At 54.1% G+C, this 17,222-nt stretch carries 12 protein-coding genes; 6 read left to right on the forward strand and 6 right to left on the reverse strand.

From position 1 onward, the window contains the following. Positions 1–75 precede the first annotated feature (75 nt). Entirely contained in the window at positions 76–1,446 is a 1,371-nt protein-coding gene (aroP, locus tag ACMGG3_RS22000; protein ID WP_014168651.1) for an aromatic amino acid transporter AroP, read from the reverse strand. A 537-nt stretch (positions 1,447–1,983) separates the two neighbouring features. On the opposite strand from aroP, the gene pdhR reads away from it, so the two are divergent. The 4 genes from pdhR (at position 1,984) to lpdA (ending at position 9,068) form a co-directional block, all read left to right on the forward strand. Continuing rightward, entirely contained in the window at positions 1,984–2,748 is a 765-nt protein-coding gene (pdhR, locus tag ACMGG3_RS22005; RefSeq protein ID WP_013095596.1) for a pyruvate dehydrogenase complex transcriptional repressor PdhR, read from the forward strand. 123 nt (positions 2,749–2,871) lie between these two features. Then, the gene (aceE, locus tag ACMGG3_RS22010) at positions 2,872–5,535 is read left to right on the forward strand and encodes a pyruvate dehydrogenase (acetyl-transferring), homodimeric type (protein WP_014168653.1); all 2,664 of its coding nucleotides are present in this window, start codon (positions 2,872–2,874) and stop codon (positions 5,533–5,535) included. Between the two features lie 14 nt (positions 5,536–5,549). Further along, complete coding sequence (gene aceF, locus ACMGG3_RS22015) at positions 5,550–7,445, forward strand: pyruvate dehydrogenase complex dihydrolipoyllysine-residue acetyltransferase (RefSeq protein WP_370977569.1); 1,896 nt, start codon at positions 5,550–5,552, stop codon at positions 7,443–7,445. 198 nt (positions 7,446–7,643) lie between these two features. Continuing rightward, positions 7,644–9,068, forward strand: a complete 1,425-nt coding sequence (gene lpdA, locus ACMGG3_RS22020; RefSeq protein ID WP_020882589.1) for a dihydrolipoyl dehydrogenase — start codon at positions 7,644–7,646, stop codon at positions 9,066–9,068. Between the two features lie 52 nt (positions 9,069–9,120). On the opposite strand, the gene ACMGG3_RS22025 is transcribed toward lpdA, so the two are convergent. Together ACMGG3_RS22025 and ACMGG3_RS22030 are read right to left on the reverse strand one after the other, a co-directional pair. Beyond that, positions 9,121–9,912 (reverse strand): DUF2950 family protein, encoded by a 792-nt coding sequence (locus ACMGG3_RS22025; RefSeq protein ID WP_113656575.1) that lies wholly within the window; start codon positions 9,910–9,912, stop codon positions 9,121–9,123. Positions 9,913–9,922: 10 nt separating this feature from the next. Next, a complete protein-coding gene (locus ACMGG3_RS22030; RefSeq protein ID WP_414149458.1) occupies positions 9,923–11,452 on the reverse strand; it encodes a DUF3300 domain-containing protein in 1,530 nt (509 codons plus the stop codon). A gap of 412 nt (positions 11,453–11,864) precedes the next feature. Between ACMGG3_RS22030 and acnB the strand changes: the two genes are divergently transcribed. Beyond that, entirely contained in the window at positions 11,865–14,462 is a 2,598-nt protein-coding gene (gene acnB, locus ACMGG3_RS22035; protein WP_020882592.1) for a bifunctional aconitate hydratase 2/2-methylisocitrate dehydratase, read from the forward strand. Between the two features lie 188 nt (positions 14,463–14,650). Further along, complete coding sequence (gene yacL, locus ACMGG3_RS22040; RefSeq protein WP_014168659.1) at positions 14,651–15,013, forward strand: protein YacL; 363 nt, start codon at positions 14,651–14,653, stop codon at positions 15,011–15,013. 31 nt (positions 15,014–15,044) lie between these two features. Here the strand turns inward: yacL and speD are convergent, their stop codons facing one another. The 3 genes from speD to ACMGG3_RS22055 all read right to left on the reverse strand — a co-directional run bounded on the left by speD (position 15,045) and on the right by ACMGG3_RS22055 (position 17,173). Beyond that, positions 15,045–15,839, reverse strand: coding sequence for an adenosylmethionine decarboxylase (gene speD / locus ACMGG3_RS22045; protein WP_014168660.1), 795 nt, complete (start codon positions 15,837–15,839; stop codon positions 15,045–15,047). After that, the gene (speE, locus tag ACMGG3_RS22050) at positions 15,840–16,709 is read right to left on the reverse strand and encodes a polyamine aminopropyltransferase (RefSeq protein ID WP_014168661.1); all 870 of its coding nucleotides are present in this window, start codon (positions 16,707–16,709) and stop codon (positions 15,840–15,842) included. 116 nt (positions 16,710–16,825) lie between these two features. Then, the gene (locus tag ACMGG3_RS22055; protein ID WP_219288984.1) at positions 16,826–17,173 is read right to left on the reverse strand and encodes a YacC family pilotin-like protein; all 348 of its coding nucleotides are present in this window, start codon (positions 17,171–17,173) and stop codon (positions 16,826–16,828) included. Positions 17,174–17,222: the final 49 nt, after the last annotated feature.

Here is a 17,222-nt window from a genome sequence, read left to right on the forward strand (position 1 = left end):
TGCGCTGTTGGCGTGAAACTGTGAGGGAGGTAACAACACGCGGTACCTGCAAAACGCAGATACCGCGGGGGAGACTTAGTGAGCTTTCAGGGCGTTGCGGCTTTTCTGGCTAAACAGATAGCCGATACCAAGAACGGCAACCCAGACTGGGATCAGGTACACCGAGATTGCCATACCCGGGGTCAGCAGCATGATGACCAGCACTCCCGCCATAAACAGCAGGCAGATCCAGTTGCCCAGCGGATAGAGCAGGGCAGGGAAGCGAGTCTTCACGCCCTGCTGATGCTTGGCACGGCGGAACTTGATGTGTGCCAGGCTGATCATCGCCCAGTTGATAACCAGGGCAGAGACCACCAGCGCCATCAGCAGGCCAAACGCCGATTCCGGGGCCAGATAGTTAATCAGGACACACAGCGCCGTTACGATCGCCGAAACGATGATGGTGTTCACCGGAACGCCACGCTTATCGACGTTGAGCAGCATCTTCGGCGCGTTACCCTGCTGGGCCAGGCCGAACAGCATACGGCTGTTGCAGTATACGCAGCTGTTATAGACCGACAGCGCCGCCGTCAGCACCACGATGTTGAGCGCATTCGCCACGACGGTATCGCCCAGCTCGTGGAAAATCAGGACAAACGGGCTGGTGTCTGCAGTAACGCGCGTCCACGGCAGCAGAGAGAGCAGAACGGCCAGTGAGCCCACATAGAAAATCAGAATACGGTAGATAACCTGGTTGGTCGCTTTCGGGATGCTCTGTTCCGGGTTGTCGGCTTCAGCTGCGGTGATGCCGACCAGCTCCAGACCACCAAAGGAGAACATAATGATTGCCATCATCATCACGAGGCCCGTCATGCCGTGAGGCAGGAAGCCGCCCTGTTCCCAGAGGTTGCGTACCGTGGCCTGCGGGCCACCGTTGCCGCTAAACAGCAGCCAGCCGCCAAAGATGATCATCGCCACGACGGCAACCACTTTGATGATGGCAAACCAGAACTCCATCTCACCGAAGACTTTAACGTTGGTGAGGTTGATGGCGTTAATAATGACGAAGAAGGCCGCAGCAGAAGCCCAGGTGGGGATCTCCGGGTACCAGAACTGAATGTATTTCCCGACGGCGGTCAGTTCAGCCATGGCAACCAGAACGTACAACACCCAGTAGTTCCAGCCTGACGCGAAACCGGCGAAACTGCCCCAGTACTTATAGGCAAAGTGGCTGAAAGAGCCCGCAACCGGCTCTTCAACGACCATTTCACCTAACTGGCGCATAATCAGAAAAGCGATAAAACCGGCAATGGCGTAACCCAAAATAATGCCGGGACCGGCAGACTGGATAACGGATGCACTTCCCAGAAACAGTCCAGTGCCAATAGCACCGCCCAGTGCGATTAGCTGTATATGGCGGTTCTTCAGACCGCGCTTTAGCTGATCGCCGTGCTGTTGAGCTTCCATTTGAAACCTCGTGTGTGGTTGTTATGTTCACGCGACGCGTGTGTAATTATGAATATCCGTTTTCTGTATTTATTTCTTTACAGTCAATGAGACCGAAAAAAGCGGAGATGTCTTCCGTAAGCGCCAGAATAGTGGTAGGCGCCACCGATTGCACCTGCTTTATGCCGGGGCGATGACGAGTTGAATAAAAAGAAAGCATTTGTAAATCACCCCGCTAACCCTTCATACCCCAACCTATAGAATAGAAATGCTCCGTAAGTGGGCAAAATTTCATATTTTGCGTTGTTGAATCGCTTCAGATTGCAAAAACCCTCGTTTCATTAAGGTTAAAACTCCCACTAAGGGAGTAACTAACTCATTTGTGCGAAGTTACATTTCTGAAACGTTATTTCTGTAAGGTTGTTAAAATGTGCAGGGTTTACTGATTTCAATCAAAACCAATATGGACAGAAGGTGAATACTTTGTTACTTTAGCGATACGAACTTGAAATTGGTAAGACCAATTGACTCCGGGCAAAAAGGCGTAAGACAGGGAATATGGCCTACAGCAAAATTCGCCAACCAAAACTATCTGATGTGATTGAGCAGCAGCTGGAGTTTTTAATCCTCGAAGGGACACTGCGCCCGGGTGAGAAACTTCCGCCAGAACGCGAGCTGGCAAAACAGTTCGACGTTTCACGTCCCTCTCTGCGTGAGGCGATTCAACGTCTCGAAGCAAAGGGCTTGCTGCTTCGTCGCCAGGGCGGCGGAACCTTTGTGCAAAACAGCCTGTGGCAGAGCTTCAGCGATCCGCTGGTAGAACTTCTCTCTGACCACCCAGAATCCCAGTTTGATCTGCTTGAGACCCGTCACGCGCTAGAAGGTATCGCGGCCTATTACGCCGCACTTCGTAGCACTGATGAAGATCGCGTGCGTATCCGCGAACTTCATCAGGCCATTGAACGGGCACAGCAATCCGGCGATTTAGACGCCGAGTCCAATGCCGTTGTCCAGTATCAAATCGCCGTCACCGAAGCTGCACACAATGTTGTGCTCCTCCATCTGCTACGCTGCATGGAGCCGATGCTGGCCCAGAACGTTCGTCAGAATTTTGAATTGTTGTATGCCCGTCGGGACATGCTCCCATTGGTAAGCAACCATCGCACCCGAGTATTCGAGGCGATAATGGCCGGGGAACCGGAGCAGGCGCGCGAAGCGTCGCACCGACATCTGGCTTTCATTGAGGAAATCTTGCTGGACCGCAGCCGTGAACAATCGCGTCGCGAACGTTCATTACGCCGCATACAGCAACGAAAGGATTAAGCGCCAGGGTTTTTTAGAGCGCGGCAACTAAACGCAGAACCTGTCTTATTGTGTTCTTGCCCAAGAGCACAATGGGACAGGTTCCAGACAAATCAACGTATTAGATAGATAAGGAATACCCCCATGTCAGAACGTCTCCAAAATGACGTGGATCCGATCGAAACTCGCGACTGGCTACAGGCGATCGAATCGGTCATCCGTGAAGAAGGTGTTGAGCGTGCTCAGTATCTGATTGATCAGCTGCTTTCTGAAGCCCGCAAAGGCGGTGTGAAGGTTGCTTCAGGTGCAGGGGCTAGCAACTACGTAAACACGATTGCCGTTGAAGACGAACCGGAATACCCGGGCAATCTGGATCTGGAACGCCGTATCCGTTCTGCAATCCGCTGGAACGCCATCATGACCGTTCTGCGCGCGTCCAAGAAAGACCTGGAGCTGGGTGGCCACATGGCGTCCTTCCAGTCTTCTGCGACCGTTTACGAAGTGTGTTTCAACCACTTCTTCCGTGCAGCTAACGAGAAAGACGGCGGCGATCTGGTGTACTTCCAGGGCCACATCTCTCCGGGCATCTATGCACGTGCATTCCTGGAAGGTCGTCTGACTGAAGAGCAGATGAACAACTTCCGTCAGGAAGTTCACGGTAAAGGTCTGTCTTCTTACCCACACCCTAAACTGATGCCAGAATTCTGGCAGTTCCCGACAGTATCCATGGGTCTGGGCCCAATCGGTGCTATCTATCAGGCTAAGTTCCTGAAATATCTGGAACACCGTGGTCTGAAAGACACCTCTGAACAGACCGTCTACGCCTTCCTGGGCGATGGCGAGATGGATGAGCCAGAATCGAAAGGCGCAATCACCATTGCGACCCGTGAGAAACTGGACAACCTGTGCTTCATCATCAACTGTAACCTGCAGCGTCTGGATGGTCCGGTAACCGGTAACGGCAAGATCATCAACGAACTGGAAGGCATCTTCGCAGGTGCTGGCTGGAACGTTATCAAAGTGATGTGGGGTTCCCGTTGGGACGAACTGCTGCGTAAAGACACCAGCGGTAAACTGATCCAGCTGATGAACGAAACCGTTGACGGTGACTACCAGACCTTCAAATCCAAAGACGGTGCCTACGTTCGTGAGCACTTCTTCGGTAAATATCCTGAAACCGCAGCACTGGTTGCAGACTGGACTGACGAACAGATCTGGGCTCTGAACCGTGGCGGCCACGATCCGAAGAAAATTTACGCTGCACTGAAAAAAGCGCGTGAAACCAAAGGTAAAGCGACTGTAATCCTGGCCCATACCATCAAAGGTTACGGCATGGGTGATACCGCTGAAGGTAAAAACATCGCTCACCAGGTTAAGAAAATGAACATGGACGGCGTGCGTTATATCCGCGACCGTTTCAACGTTCCAGTGACCGATGAGCAGGTAGAAAACCTGTCTTACATCACCTTCCCTGAAGGTTCTGAAGAGCATAAGTACCTGCACGAACGTCGTCAGGCGCTGAAAGGCTACCTGCCAGCTCGTCAGCCTAACTTCACCGAGAAGCTGGAACTGCCAGCGCTGGAAGATTTCTCTCAGCTGCTGGAAGAGCAGAACAAAGAGATCTCTACCACTATCGCTTTCGTTCGTGCCCTGAACGTGATGCTGAAGAACAAGTCGATCAAAGATCGTCTGGTTCCAATCATTGCCGACGAAGCGCGTACTTTCGGTATGGAAGGTCTGTTCCGTCAGATCGGTATTTACAGCCCGAACGGCCAGCAGTACACCCCGCAGGACCGTGAGCAGGTTGCTTACTACAAAGAAGACGAGAAAGGTCAGATCCTGCAGGAAGGTATCAACGAGTTGGGCGCAGGCGCATCCTGGCTGGCTGCTGCGACCTCTTACAGCACCAACAACCTGCCGATGATCCCGTTCTACATTTACTACTCCATGTTCGGGTTCCAGCGTATCGGTGACCTGTGCTGGCAGGCAGGCGACCAGCAGGCTCGCGGCTTCCTGATCGGTGGTACTTCTGGTCGTACGACCCTGAACGGTGAAGGTCTGCAGCACGAAGATGGTCACAGCCATATTCAGTCTCTGACTATCCCTAACTGTATCTCTTACGACCCGTCTTACGCGTACGAAGTGGCAGTCATCATGCATGACGGTCTGCAGCGCATGTACGGTGAAGCGCAAGAGAACATTTACTACTACATCACCACGCTGAACGAAAACTACCACATGCCGGCCATGCCAGCAGGTGCCGAGGAAGGTATCCGTAAAGGTATCTACAAACTCGAAACCGTTGCAGGTAGCAAAGGTAAAGTTCAGCTGCTGGGCTCCGGTTCTATCCTGCGTCACGTACGTGAAGCGGCACAGATCCTGGCGAACGACTACGGCGTTGGCTCTGACGTGTACAGCGTAACGTCCTTCACTGAACTGGCGCGTGATGGTCAGGATTGTGAGCGCTGGAACATGCTGCACCCAATGGAAACGCCACGCGTTCCATACATCGCTCAGGTGATGAACGACGCGCCTGCGGTTGCGTCTACTGACTATATGAAACTGTTCGCTGAGCAGGTTCGTACTTACGTACCGGCTGATGATTACCGCGTACTGGGTACTGACGGCTTCGGTCGTTCTGACAGCCGCGAAAACCTGCGTCACCACTTCGAAGTGGATGCATCTTACGTGGTTGTAGCAGCACTGGGCGAACTGGCTAAACGTGGCGAAATCGATAAGAAAGTGGTTGCGGACGCAATCACCAAATTCAACATCGATGCAGATAAAGTTAACCCGCGTCTGGCGTAAGAGGTAAAAGAAGAATGGCTATCGAAATCAAAGTACCGGACATCGGGGCTGATGAAGTTGAAATCACCGAGATCCTGGTCAAAGTGGGCGACAAAGTTGAAGCTGAACAGTCGCTGATCACTGTAGAAGGCGATAAAGCCTCTATGGAAGTTCCGTCTCCTCAGGCTGGCATCGTTAAAGAGATCAAAGTCTCTGTTGGCGATAAAACCGAGACTGGCAAACTGATCATGATTTTCGATTCCGCCGACGGTGCAGCTGCTGCTGCACCTGCGCAGGAAGAGAAGAAAGAAGCTGCTCCTGCGGCTGCTGCACCAGCAGCTGCTGCGGCAAAAGAAGTCAACGTGCCTGACATCGGCGGTGACGAAGTTGAAGTCACTGAAATCCTGGTGAAAGTGGGCGATAGCGTTACGGCTGAGCAGTCCCTGATCACCGTAGAAGGCGACAAAGCCTCTATGGAAGTGCCGGCGCCATTCGCGGGTACGGTTAAAGAGATCAAGATCAACACCGGTGACAAAGTTTCTACCGGCTCTCTGATCATGATCTTCGAAGTGGCAGGTGCTGCACCTGCTGCCGCGCCTGCTCAGGCTGCTGCGCCAGCGCCGGCCGCTGCACCTGCTGCTGGCGGTGCGAAAGATGTCAACGTACCTGACATCGGCGGTGACGAAGTTGAAGTCACCGAAGTGATGGTGAAAGTGGGCGACAAAGTTGCTGCTGAACAGTCACTGATCACCGTTGAAGGCGACAAAGCGTCTATGGAAGTACCCGCGCCATTCGCGGGTACCGTTAAAGAGATCAAAATTAGCACCGGCGACAAAGTGTCTACGGGCTCTCTGATCATGGTCTTCGAAGTGGAAGGCGCTGCGCCAGCTGCTGCTCCGGCAGCCGCTGCTGCACCAGCACATGCCGCTGCACCGGCTCAGGCGGCTAAACCTGCTGCTGCCCCTGCTGCAAAAGCAGAAGGTAAATCTGAGTTCGCTGAGAACGACGCTTACGTTCACGCTACGCCACTGATTCGTCGCCTGGCGCGCGAATTCGGTGTAAACCTGGCGAAAGTGAAAGGGACTGGCCGTAAAGGTCGTATCCTGCGCGAAGACGTTCAGGCCTATGTGAAAGACGCGGTGAAACGCGCTGAAGCTGCCCCTGCTGCTGCCGCTGGCGGCGGTATCCCGGGCATGCTGCCATGGCCGAAAGTGGACTTCAGCAAGTTCGGTGAAATCGAAGAAGTGGAACTGGGTCGTATCCAGAAAATCTCTGGTGCCAACCTGAGCCGTAACTGGGTGATGATCCCGCACGTTACGCACTTCGACAAAACGGATATCACCGATCTGGAAGCGTTCCGTAAACAGCAGAATGCCGAAGCTGAGAAGCGTAAACTGGACGTGAAATTCACCCCAGTCGTCTTCATCATGAAAGCCGTTGCTGCGGCGCTTGAGCAGATGCCACGCTTCAACAGCTCCCTGTCCGAAGATGGGCAGAAGCTGACGCTGAAGAAATACATCAACATCGGTGTTGCGGTTGATACGCCAAATGGTCTGGTTGTTCCGGTCTTTAAAGACGTGAACAAGAAGAGCATCACTGAGCTGTCCCGTGAACTGACCACCATCTCCAAAAAAGCGCGTGATGGTAAGCTGACTGCCGGCGAAATGCAGGGCGGCTGCTTCACTATCTCCAGCATCGGCGGCCTGGGTACTACCCACTTCGCACCGATTGTTAACGCGCCGGAAGTGGCTATCCTCGGTGTGTCCAAGTCCGCGATGGAACCGGTATGGAATGGCAAAGAGTTCGTGCCGCGTCTGATGATGCCAATCTCTCTGTCCTTCGACCACCGCGTGATCGACGGTGCTGATGGTGCGCGTTTCATCACCATCATCAACAACACCCTGAGCGACATTCGCCGCCTGGTGATGTAATCGAAAAGCCGGCCAGTCGGCCGGCTTTTTTCTGTTAATCTCATGTGGTCTGTGAGGTTATTGGCGAAAAGCGACAATTCGTGAGCCGTTTGTTGTTTCAAAATTGTTAACAATTTTGTAAACTGCGGGCGGATAGAACGTCCCGGTGGATGAAGGGCGACAAGTACCTGGACCGCCGGAAATCAATAAGAGGTCATGATGAGTACTGAAATCAAAACTCAGGTCGTGGTACTTGGGGCAGGCCCGGCGGGTTACTCTGCTGCCTTCCGTTGCGCTGATTTAGGTCTGGAAACCGTAATCGTAGAACGCTACAACACCCTCGGTGGTGTTTGCCTGAACGTAGGCTGTATCCCTTCTAAAGCTCTGCTGCACGTTGCGAAAGTTATCGAAGAAGCCAAAGCACTGGCTGAACACGGTATCGTCTTCGGCGAGCCGAAAACCGATATCGACAAGATTCGTACCTGGAAAGAGAAAGTTATCACTCAGCTGACCGGTGGTCTGGCAGGTATGGCCAAAGGCCGTAAAGTGAAAGTGGTAAACGGTCTGGGTAAATTCACCGGCGCGAACACCCTGGAAGTGGAAGGCGAAAACGGCAAAACCGTTATCAACTTCGACAACGCGATCATCGCTGCGGGTTCCCGTCCAATTCAGCTGCCATTCATTCCACATGAAGATCCACGCGTGTGGGATTCCACCGATGCGCTGGAGCTGAAATCCGTACCTAAGCGTATGCTGGTTATGGGTGGCGGTATCATCGGTCTGGAAATGGGTACCGTGTACCATGCGCTGGGTTCAGAGATCGACGTGGTTGAAATGTTCGACCAGGTTATCCCGGCTGCCGATAAAGACATCGTTAAAGTCTTCACCAAACGTATCAGCAAGAAATTCAACCTGATGCTGGAAACCAAAGTGACTGCCGTTGAAGCGAAAGAAGACGGTATTTACGTTTCCATGGAAGGCAAAAAAGCCCCTGCCGAACCACAGCGTTACGACGCCGTGCTGGTGGCTATCGGCCGTGTGCCGAACGGTAAAAACCTCGACGCGGGCAAAGCTGGCGTGGAAGTGGACGACCGTGGCTTCATCCGCGTTGACAAACAGCTGCGCACCAACGTGCCGCACATCTTTGCTATCGGCGATATCGTCGGTCAGCCAATGCTGGCGCACAAAGGTGTTCACGAAGGTCACGTTGCCGCTGAAGTTATCGCCGGCATGAAACACTACTTCGATCCGAAAGTGATCCCATCTATCGCTTACACCGAGCCAGAAGTGGCATGGGTGGGTCTGACTGAGAAAGAAGCGAAAGAGAAAGGCATCAGCTACGAAACCGCCACCTTCCCGTGGGCTGCTTCTGGCCGTGCTATCGCTTCCGACTGCGCAGACGGTATGACCAAACTGATCTTCGACAAAGAGACTCACCGTGTGATCGGTGGTGCGATTGTTGGTACCAACGGCGGCGAGCTGCTGGGTGAGATCGGTCTGGCTATCGAAATGGGTTGTGACGCTGAAGACATCGCGCTGACCATCCACGCTCACCCGACTCTGCACGAGTCTGTTGGCCTGGCGGCAGAAGTGTTCGAAGGTAGCATCACCGACCTGCCTAACGCGAAAGCGAAGAAGAAATAAGTTTCTTCATGATTGCGAAACGCCTCCTCCGGAGGCGTTTTTTTTGCCTGCGTTATGGGGCGACCGGTTGCCAGGTGTGATCCAGGTGATAAGCAGGTAACGCCTGCGCTTTCTTCTCTGACTCGCTGCCGAGGTCCGACTGGTACACCTTGTCGGTCTGGTTTATTACAAAGCTCATCACGCCCGTCTGGCCGTAGCTGACTGGCCAGGCCACCATGGCAAAACCGTTTTTATCCGGCAGGATGCGAAAGCGGTAGCCGTGATAGCCAGTGCCGGGTTCTTTCGGGCTGAAGGCCGGACCGAGTGGGCTGGGGGCTTCGCCGGGCAAGGCCGGCCAGTATAAGCCGTCTTTTTTGCCGGCTGAGCTGACAATCCTCTGCGCATATTTCTGGTTCAGCGCAAAATAGCTTTGCTGTGCATCCACATACGCGTGCAGCGCCTCGATGGCGGCGAGCTCGTTGCGGCCAATCTCGCGGGTCAGGATCTCTTCAGCCCCTTCTTTGATATCAAATTGCCAGCCAGAGGCGGTTTTGATCACCGGAATCGGTAGCTGCCAGTCGCTGGCACCGACCACCAGATGTGCCTTATTCCCGTCAACGACCGTATTGTGCCGAACTTTCCAGTCGCGCAGGAAGCGATCCACGGCATCAGGATCCACCCCTTCCGGCGGCAGGAAATCACGCCAGTTCTCACCGAGCAGGGTGTTCATCGCGCTTTCATTTTGCTCACTGATGGCGCTGGCCAGCGCATCGGTTGCCTGGTCTGGCGTGCTGAAAGATTGCTGCGCCATTGCGGCGGCCGACAGCATGAATAACGCGATCCCACTGAGTAATTTGCTTTTCATGTCGGCTTCCTTAACGGTGACGGAATTCACGGTGTTCAGCACGCCCGGTAGACGTCTGGCGCGGTTGCTGATGGCGGGCAGCCTGTTGCCGGCTCTGGGCGCCTCGCTGCTGCTGGGCTTGCCAGTTGGCGGAACGACTGTCGTTACCGCTGAGCGCATTGGCGCGCGGCTGGCTACTCCGCGCAGGCTGCGAAACCCGTTTCTCTTGCCTTTGGGTGGTGGTCGGGCGGCTGTCTCGCGTCTTAGTGGCTGTCCGCTGTGCCGTTTGCGGTTTGGTGTCGTAGCCCCGGTAGTTGTTGCGCTGAGAAATTTGCTTCAGCTGGGCGGTTGACGCCTGACGCTGTGCATCTTTGGTGCCCGGACGCGCGGTCTGCGGGAAGGTTTTTCCCGTTGATTTCTCCATCTGGCTCAGTGCAGCCTGTCGTTGGCTGTCCCGGTTGACCGGTTTTTGCTGCGTCGCGCTTAGCCCCGTTGCCGTGTTCGTTGAGTGGAAACGATTGTTGAGCGTGTTAGTGGGATAGGGCACTCCTTCACGATAGGCCGGGTTATGCTGCCAGGTGCGGTTGGCGTCCGTCAGGCGCTGGCCGCTGATTTTATTAAAGTTCTCGACGTTGATATTGATGTTGTTATCACCGTTGCGGTTATAGCCGCCGTGGTGATCCCAGTCGTCATCATGGTGGTGATCCCAGTCATCGTCATCATCCCAGTCGATGTTGCTGAAAATAGCGTAGGTGGTCGCCACGCCCAGGCTGAACCCTAAGCCTTTGACCAGACTGTCCGTAAACTGCTCTCCCGGAGAGGGCGGTAAATAGACGGGCGGATAAGCGGTGTTCGGCCAGGTGCCATACACGGTATTCGGGTTGTAGGTGGGAACGTAAACCACCTGCGGGTCGGCAGACTCAATTTTAATGACCGTCGGGGCTGACGTCGTGGCGGTGTTTGTTGTCTGGCCGGTGGCCGTTTTCGCCGGGGCCGGTTTTGTCTCGGTGGTGACCGTTTGCTGCGGTGTTGATTGCAATGCACCGGTTTGCTGCGCCAGCAAACGCAGACGTTGCACGGAATCCATCACATCTTTCGGCTGCGCGAGAAACGCGTCGCCCAGGCTCTGCACCCAGGGTGGATTTTCGCCCATCAGGGACATCAGCTGAGGAAACGCCACCAGTGATTTTACGCTCGGATCCCAGGGTTGATTCGCCACGGCCTGAATGGCGGCATCGCCCTGCAGTTTAGGGTTGTCTTTTGACCACTGTGCCGCCTGGATGACGTTGGCCGGGTAAGTCGAAGCCATCAAAATTTGCGATAGCAGGGCATCCGGGTAGAGCGCGATGGGGGCAACCCACTGATCAATTTGCGCGGCCGTGTAGGCTGGCGCGACGACCGGTGCTGGCTGAGCGGCAGGCGGCGCAGCCGGTTGTTGTGCGACGGTGGCAGGAGCCACAGGCTCCGTTGCGCGGCTTTTAACGAACATGACGCCTGAGGCGGCAAACAGCCCGGCACTGCACAGAAGGACAAGCAGTTGTGGCTTAGAGGGCAACTTCATAAAATGACTCCAACGAGACAAGCGCTGTGCCGTGAGGCGTTACGGTTGGCGTGAGTATCAATCACCCGTCTTTTACTGTTTTGACTTTTGTGGGGAATCATCCGGTACGTCCGGATAAAGAGTGTGAGTATTTATTACACAATTATATCGGATGGCTGAAATGCCGCCGGAATATTCAGAAGGTCGCACTCACGGTTTTTGCAGTCAGAATTCGTTGCACCTGCCCGCTACACCATGCTTAACGATTCAGCAAATTTTTTAATGTTGCTTTTTTGTAAACGGATTAACACTGTGCAGAAATCCTGCTATGCTGCCCGACGCGGTATCGGGCATTTACCCTACAAACTGCTGTCTCACAGGAGCGTGAAGAGAACGCCCGCCGCATATGACAATGAGAGCGAGGAGAACCGTCGTGCTAGAAGAATACCGTAAGCACGTAGCAGAACGTGCCGCCGAGGGAATTGTACCCAAACCTTTAGATGCAACCCAAATGGCCGCGCTCGTCGAGCTGCTGAAGAACCCGCCTAAGGGCGAAGAAGAATTCCTGTTAGATCTGTTGATCAACCGTGTACCGCCTGGCGTAGATGAAGCTGCCTACGTAAAAGCCGGATTCCTTGCCGCCGTCGCCAAAGGCGAAGCAACCTCCCCACTGGTTACTCCTGAAAAAGCTATTGAACTGCTCGGTACCATGCAGGGTGGCTACAACATTCATCCGCTGATTGACGCACTGGATAACGACACGCTGGCACCGATTGCCGCCAAAGCGCTCTCCTCAACGCTGCTGATGTTCGATAACTTCTACGATGTAGAAGAAAAAGCCAAAGCCGGCAACGCCTACGCGAAACAGGTTATGCAATCCTGGGCCGATGCCGAATGGTTCCTGAACCGTCCTGCACTGGCTGAAAAAATCACCGTTACCGTCTTCAAAGTGACCGGTGAAACTAACACCGATGACCTCTCTCCGGCACCGGATGCGTGGTCTCGTCCTGATATTCCTCTGCACGCGCTGGCGATGCTGAAAAACGCCCGTGAAGGTATTGAGCCGGATCAGCCGGGCAGCGTTGGCCCGATCAAACAGATCGAAGCCCTGCAGGAAAAAGGTTTCCCGCTGGCATACGTCGGTGACGTAGTGGGTACCGGTTCGTCCCGTAAGTCCGCGACCAACTCCGTACTGTGGTTCATGGGCGATGACATTCCTCATGTGCCTAACAAACGTGGCGGCGGCCTGGTGCTGGGCGGCAAAATTGCGCCAATCTTCTTCAACACCATGGAAGATGCGGGCGCACTGCCGATCGAAGTGGATGTCTCTAACCTGAATATGGGCGACGTGATTGACGTTTACCCGTTCAAAGGTGAAGTGCGCAACCACGAAACCAACGAACTGCTGGCGAGTTTTGAGCTGAAAACCGACGTGCTGATTGACGAAGTGCGTGCCGGTGGCCGTATTCCGCTGATCATCGGTCGTGGCCTGACGACCAAAGCGCGTGAAGCGCTGGGTCTGCCGCACAGCGACGTGTTCCGTCATGCGAAAGATGTGGCGGAAAGCAATCGTGGTTACTCCCTGGCACAGAAAATGGTGGGTCGCGCCTGCGGCGTCGCCGGTGTCCGTCCTGGCGCGTACTGCGAACCGAAGATGACCTCTGTGGGGTCTCAGGACACCACTGGCCCAATGACCCGTGATGAACTGAAAGACCTGGCGTGCCTGGGCTTCTCTTCTGACCTGGTGATGCAGAGCTTCTGTCACACTGCCGCGTATCCGAAGCCGGTTGACGTGACCACGCACCACACGCTGCCTGACTTCATCATGAACCGTGGCGGTGTGTCGCTGCGTCCGGGTGACGGTGTTATTCACTCCTGGCTGAACCGTATGCTGCTGCCTGATACCGTCGGTACCGGTGGTGATTCCCATACCCGTTTCCCAATCGGTATCTCCTTCCCGGCGGGCTCGGGGCTGGTGGCGTTTGCTGCTGCGACCGGCGTGATGCCGCTGGATATGCCAGAATCGGTTCTGGTGCGCTTCAAGGGCAAAATGCAGCCGGGTATCACCCTGCGTGACCTCGTGCATGCTATTCCTCTATATGCCATCAAACAGGGTCTGCTGACCGTTGAGAAGAAAGGGAAGAAAAACATCTTCTCTGGCCGTATTCTGGAAATTGAAGGTCTGCCGGATCTGAAAGTCGAGCAGGCATTCGAACTGACCGATGCGTCCGCGGAGCGTTCTGCTGCTGGCTGTACCATCAAGCTGAACAAAGAACCGATTATTGAGTATCTGACCTCTAACATCGTGCTGCTGAAGTGGATGATTGCAGAAGGCTACGGCGACCGTCGTACGCTGGAGCGCCGTATCCAGGGCATGGAAAAATGGCTGGCGGATCCACAGCTGCTGGAAGCCGATGCTGACGCAGAATACGCGGCAGTGATCGACATCGATCTGGCGGATATCAAAGAGCCGATCCTGTGTGCACCAAACGATCCGGACGACGCGCGTCTGCTTTCCGACGTTCAGGGCGACAAGATCGACGAAGTGTTCATCGGATCCTGTATGACCAACATCGGCCACTTCCGTGCTGCCGGTAAGCTGCTGGATACCCACAAAGGCCAGCTGCCAACGCGTCTGTGGGTGGCTCCGCCAACCCGTATGGATGCGGCTCAGCTGACCGAAGAGGGCTACTACAGCGTGTTCGGTAAGAGCGGTGCGCGTATCGAAATTCCTGGCTGTTCCCTGTGTATGGGTAACCAGGCGCGCGTGGCTGACGGTGCGACGGTGGTTTCCACCTCTACCCGTAACTTCCCGAACCGTTTAGGTACCGGTGCAAACGTCTACCTGGCCTCTGCGGAGCTGGCGGCGGTTGCGGCACTGATTGGTAAACTGCCAACGCCGGAAGAGTACCAGACCTTTGTAGCTCAGGTGGATAAGACGGCGGTAGATACCTATCGCTATCTGAACTTCGACCAGCTCTCTCAGTACACCGAGAAGGCTGACGGGGTTATCTTCCAGACGGCAGTATAAACAGCTAAACCGTCTTCACGGAGGCGGTTTTGTGTTTGCACCCTCTCCTGTGGAGAGGGACAGGGTGAGGGCATCAGACCGCAAGGTCTTGCTCTCACCTTTTTATTTTCATTCCTCCTGCCTCCCACGCTTTTTTTCTTCCTCTCTGCTGCGATAATTAGCGTAATGGCTTTGCAGAGGAAAATACTATGGATTACGAATTTCTGCGCGACATCACCGGAGTGGTGAAAGTGCGTATGTCGATGGGCCACGAAGCTGTTGGACACTGGTTCAACGAAGAGGTGAAAGAGAATCTCGCCCTTCTGGACGAAGTTGAACAGGCGGCAAATACGGTGAAAGGCAGTGAACGCTCCTGGCAACGTGCCGGGCACGAATACACGCTGTGGATGGATGGCGAAGAGGTGATGGTGCGTGCCAACCAGCTTGAATTCTCCGGTGATGAGATGGAAGAGGGGATGAGCTACTACGATGAAGAGAGTCTGTCGCTGTGCGGCGTAGAAGACTTTTTACAAGTCGTGACGGCGTACCGGGCGTTCATGAAACAGAAATAGCACACCGGAGCGTCCTTGCTCCCAGCGCGGCTTACACGGTCGGAATATTGCGGCCGTAGTAGATTTCGCGCATCTCTTTCCAGAGCAGGTCAGTAATGGCCTTGCGCTCTTCTTCGCTTAAATCTTCTGGTCGGGTATGGAACATGTAGTGCTTAAGGTCGAACTCCTTAAGTAACATCTTGGTATGGAAGATATTTTCCTGATACACGTTCACATCCATCATGTCATACAGCGACTTCATGTCGTCGGACATAAAGTTCTGAATGGAATTGATCTCGTGATCGATAAAGTGCTTCATGCCGTTAATGTCACGGGTAAAGCCTCGCACGCGATAATCAATCGTCACGATATCGGATTCCAGCTGGTGGATTAAATAGTTCAGCGCGTTCAGCGGGGAGATCACGCCGCAGGTCGACACTTCGATATCGGCACGGAAGGTACACAGCCCGCCTTCAGGATGGCTCTCCGGGTAGGTGTGCACGCAGATGTGGCTTTTATCGAGATGGGCGACGACCACTTCCGGCAGCGGGCCCGGATGTTCTGTTTTATCGATAAGTTGAGGGTCGACCGGCTCTTCGCTGACCAGAATCGTGACGCTGGCACCCTGAGGTTCATAATCCTGACGGGCGATATTCAGGATATTCGCGCCGATAATCGAACAGGTTTCTGACAGGATCTCGGTCAGACGGTTGGCATTGTAGAGTTCATCGATATAGGCGATGTAACCATCGCGTTCTTCCGCTGTTTTGGCATAGCAGATATCGTAAATACAAAAACTCAGGCTTTTGGTCAGGTTGTTAAAGCCATGCAGTTTAAGCTTTTTCAATTAGCTCACCCCCTTAGTGGATAATGCGTCTTGCAGGTACTGCGGTAAGGCAAACGCTGCGGTATGAACTGCCGGATTGTAGTAACGGCACGTAAGACCGGCCTGGTGGAAGCGGGCCTGAATAATTTCGGTGGAAAGATGGCGCAGTACGTCGTTATCTGTCGCCCAGGCAAAGGTCATGATCCCGCCGTAGTACGTCGGAATAGCGGCCTGATAGAAGCTGACATCGCCAAAATAGGTGCTCAGCTTGCGATGGCTGTCGAGGGCTTCATCCTGCTGCAGGAAGCAGACGCCGTTTTGTGCCACAAAAATCCCGCCCGGCTTCAGGCAGCGCTTGCAGCCTTCGTAGAAATCGGAGGTAAACAGCGATGCGCCGGGACCGATCGGGTCGGTACAGTCGGAGATAATAACGTCGAAGGTCTGGGTCGTCTGATTAACGAAGTTAACCCCATCATCAATGACCAGACTGAAGCGCGGATCGTCATAGCTACCGGCGTTATGGTTCGGCAGGTACTGACGACAGAAAGAGACCACGCCGGCATCAATTTCCACCATCGTAATGGTTTCGATGGATTGATGGCGGGAGACTTCACGCAGCATTGCGCCATCACCACCACCGATAATCAGAACATGCTTCGCATGCCCGTGTGCCAGCAGTGGGACGTGGGTCATCATCTCATGATAGATAAATTCGTCACGCTCGGTCGTTTGCACGACACCGTCCAGCGCCATCACGCGGCCAAAGGCGGCATTCTCGAAGATGATCAGATCCTGGTGATCGGTTTTCTCATGATAGAGCACGTTATCAACGGCAAAGTACTGACCAAACTGGTCATGCAGTGTTTCATGCCACAACGTGTGGTCGGCCATACGCGGACTCCTCCTTTGTTAACATCCGTTACGCTCACAAAAAATGAGCGAAACATGATAGCTAACTATAACCGTGGTTGCACGGCTATAGGCTCAACAAGGGGGCGTCGGGAAGGTTATTTCACGTAGGCGAGCAGGCTGAGTGAATCGCGAGCCAGCGCTTTGCATTTTTTGGCGGTAGGGATACCAATACCGCTTAAATCGCGGTAGCTGTCTTCGCCGAGCGCCTTCATGTCGAAGCTATCGTAGTTGCTGAGATCCCATTGGTTTTGCTGGGCAAAAAAGACCAGTGCGCGACGAATCTGCCCGTTGGGCAAATTCTGGTAACCACAATCGTTTTTCAGAAAGACAAAAACTGCCGTCAAATCGGCCATATCTTCCGCTTCATTTTCACTCAGCGCGTAACTGTTCGCACATATCGCCATCAGGCTACCGAACAAAATTGTTCTGAAAAACGTCTTCATTGCTTCTACCACTGCATCACGGAAAATTAACGTTAGCATACTTGATGCC

This window comes from Enterobacter sp. BNK-18, assembly GCF_047456135.1.
Taxonomy (GTDB): Bacteria; Pseudomonadota; Gammaproteobacteria; order Enterobacterales; family Enterobacteriaceae; genus Enterobacter; species Enterobacter ludwigii.

Excerpts from the sequence above, each read along its gene's own strand:
- aroP (WP_014168651.1), bottom strand. The coding sequence starts at position 1,446 with ATGGAAGCTCAACAGCACGGCGATCAGCTAAAGCGCGGTCTGAAGAAC.
- pdhR (WP_013095596.1), top strand. The coding sequence starts at position 1,984 with ATGGCCTACAGCAAAATTCGCCAACCAAAACTATCTGATGTGATTGAG.
- aceE (WP_014168653.1), top strand. The coding sequence starts at position 2,872 with ATGTCAGAACGTCTCCAAAATGACGTGGATCCGATCGAAACTCGCGAC.
- aceF (WP_370977569.1), top strand. The coding sequence starts at position 5,550 with ATGGCTATCGAAATCAAAGTACCGGACATCGGGGCTGATGAAGTTGAA.
- lpdA (WP_020882589.1), top strand. The coding sequence starts at position 7,644 with ATGAGTACTGAAATCAAAACTCAGGTCGTGGTACTTGGGGCAGGCCCG.
- ACMGG3_RS22025 (WP_113656575.1), bottom strand. The coding sequence starts at position 9,912 with ATGAAAAGCAAATTACTCAGTGGGATCGCGTTATTCATGCTGTCGGCC.
- ACMGG3_RS22030 (WP_414149458.1), bottom strand. The coding sequence starts at position 11,452 with ATGAAGTTGCCCTCTAAGCCACAACTGCTTGTCCTTCTGTGCAGTGCC.
- yacL (WP_014168659.1), top strand. The coding sequence starts at position 14,651 with ATGGATTACGAATTTCTGCGCGACATCACCGGAGTGGTGAAAGTGCGT.
- speE (WP_014168661.1), bottom strand. The coding sequence starts at position 16,709 with ATGGCCGACCACACGTTGTGGCATGAAACACTGCATGACCAGTTTGGT.
- ACMGG3_RS22055 (WP_219288984.1), bottom strand. The coding sequence starts at position 17,173 with ATGAAGACGTTTTTCAGAACAATTTTGTTCGGTAGCCTGATGGCGATA.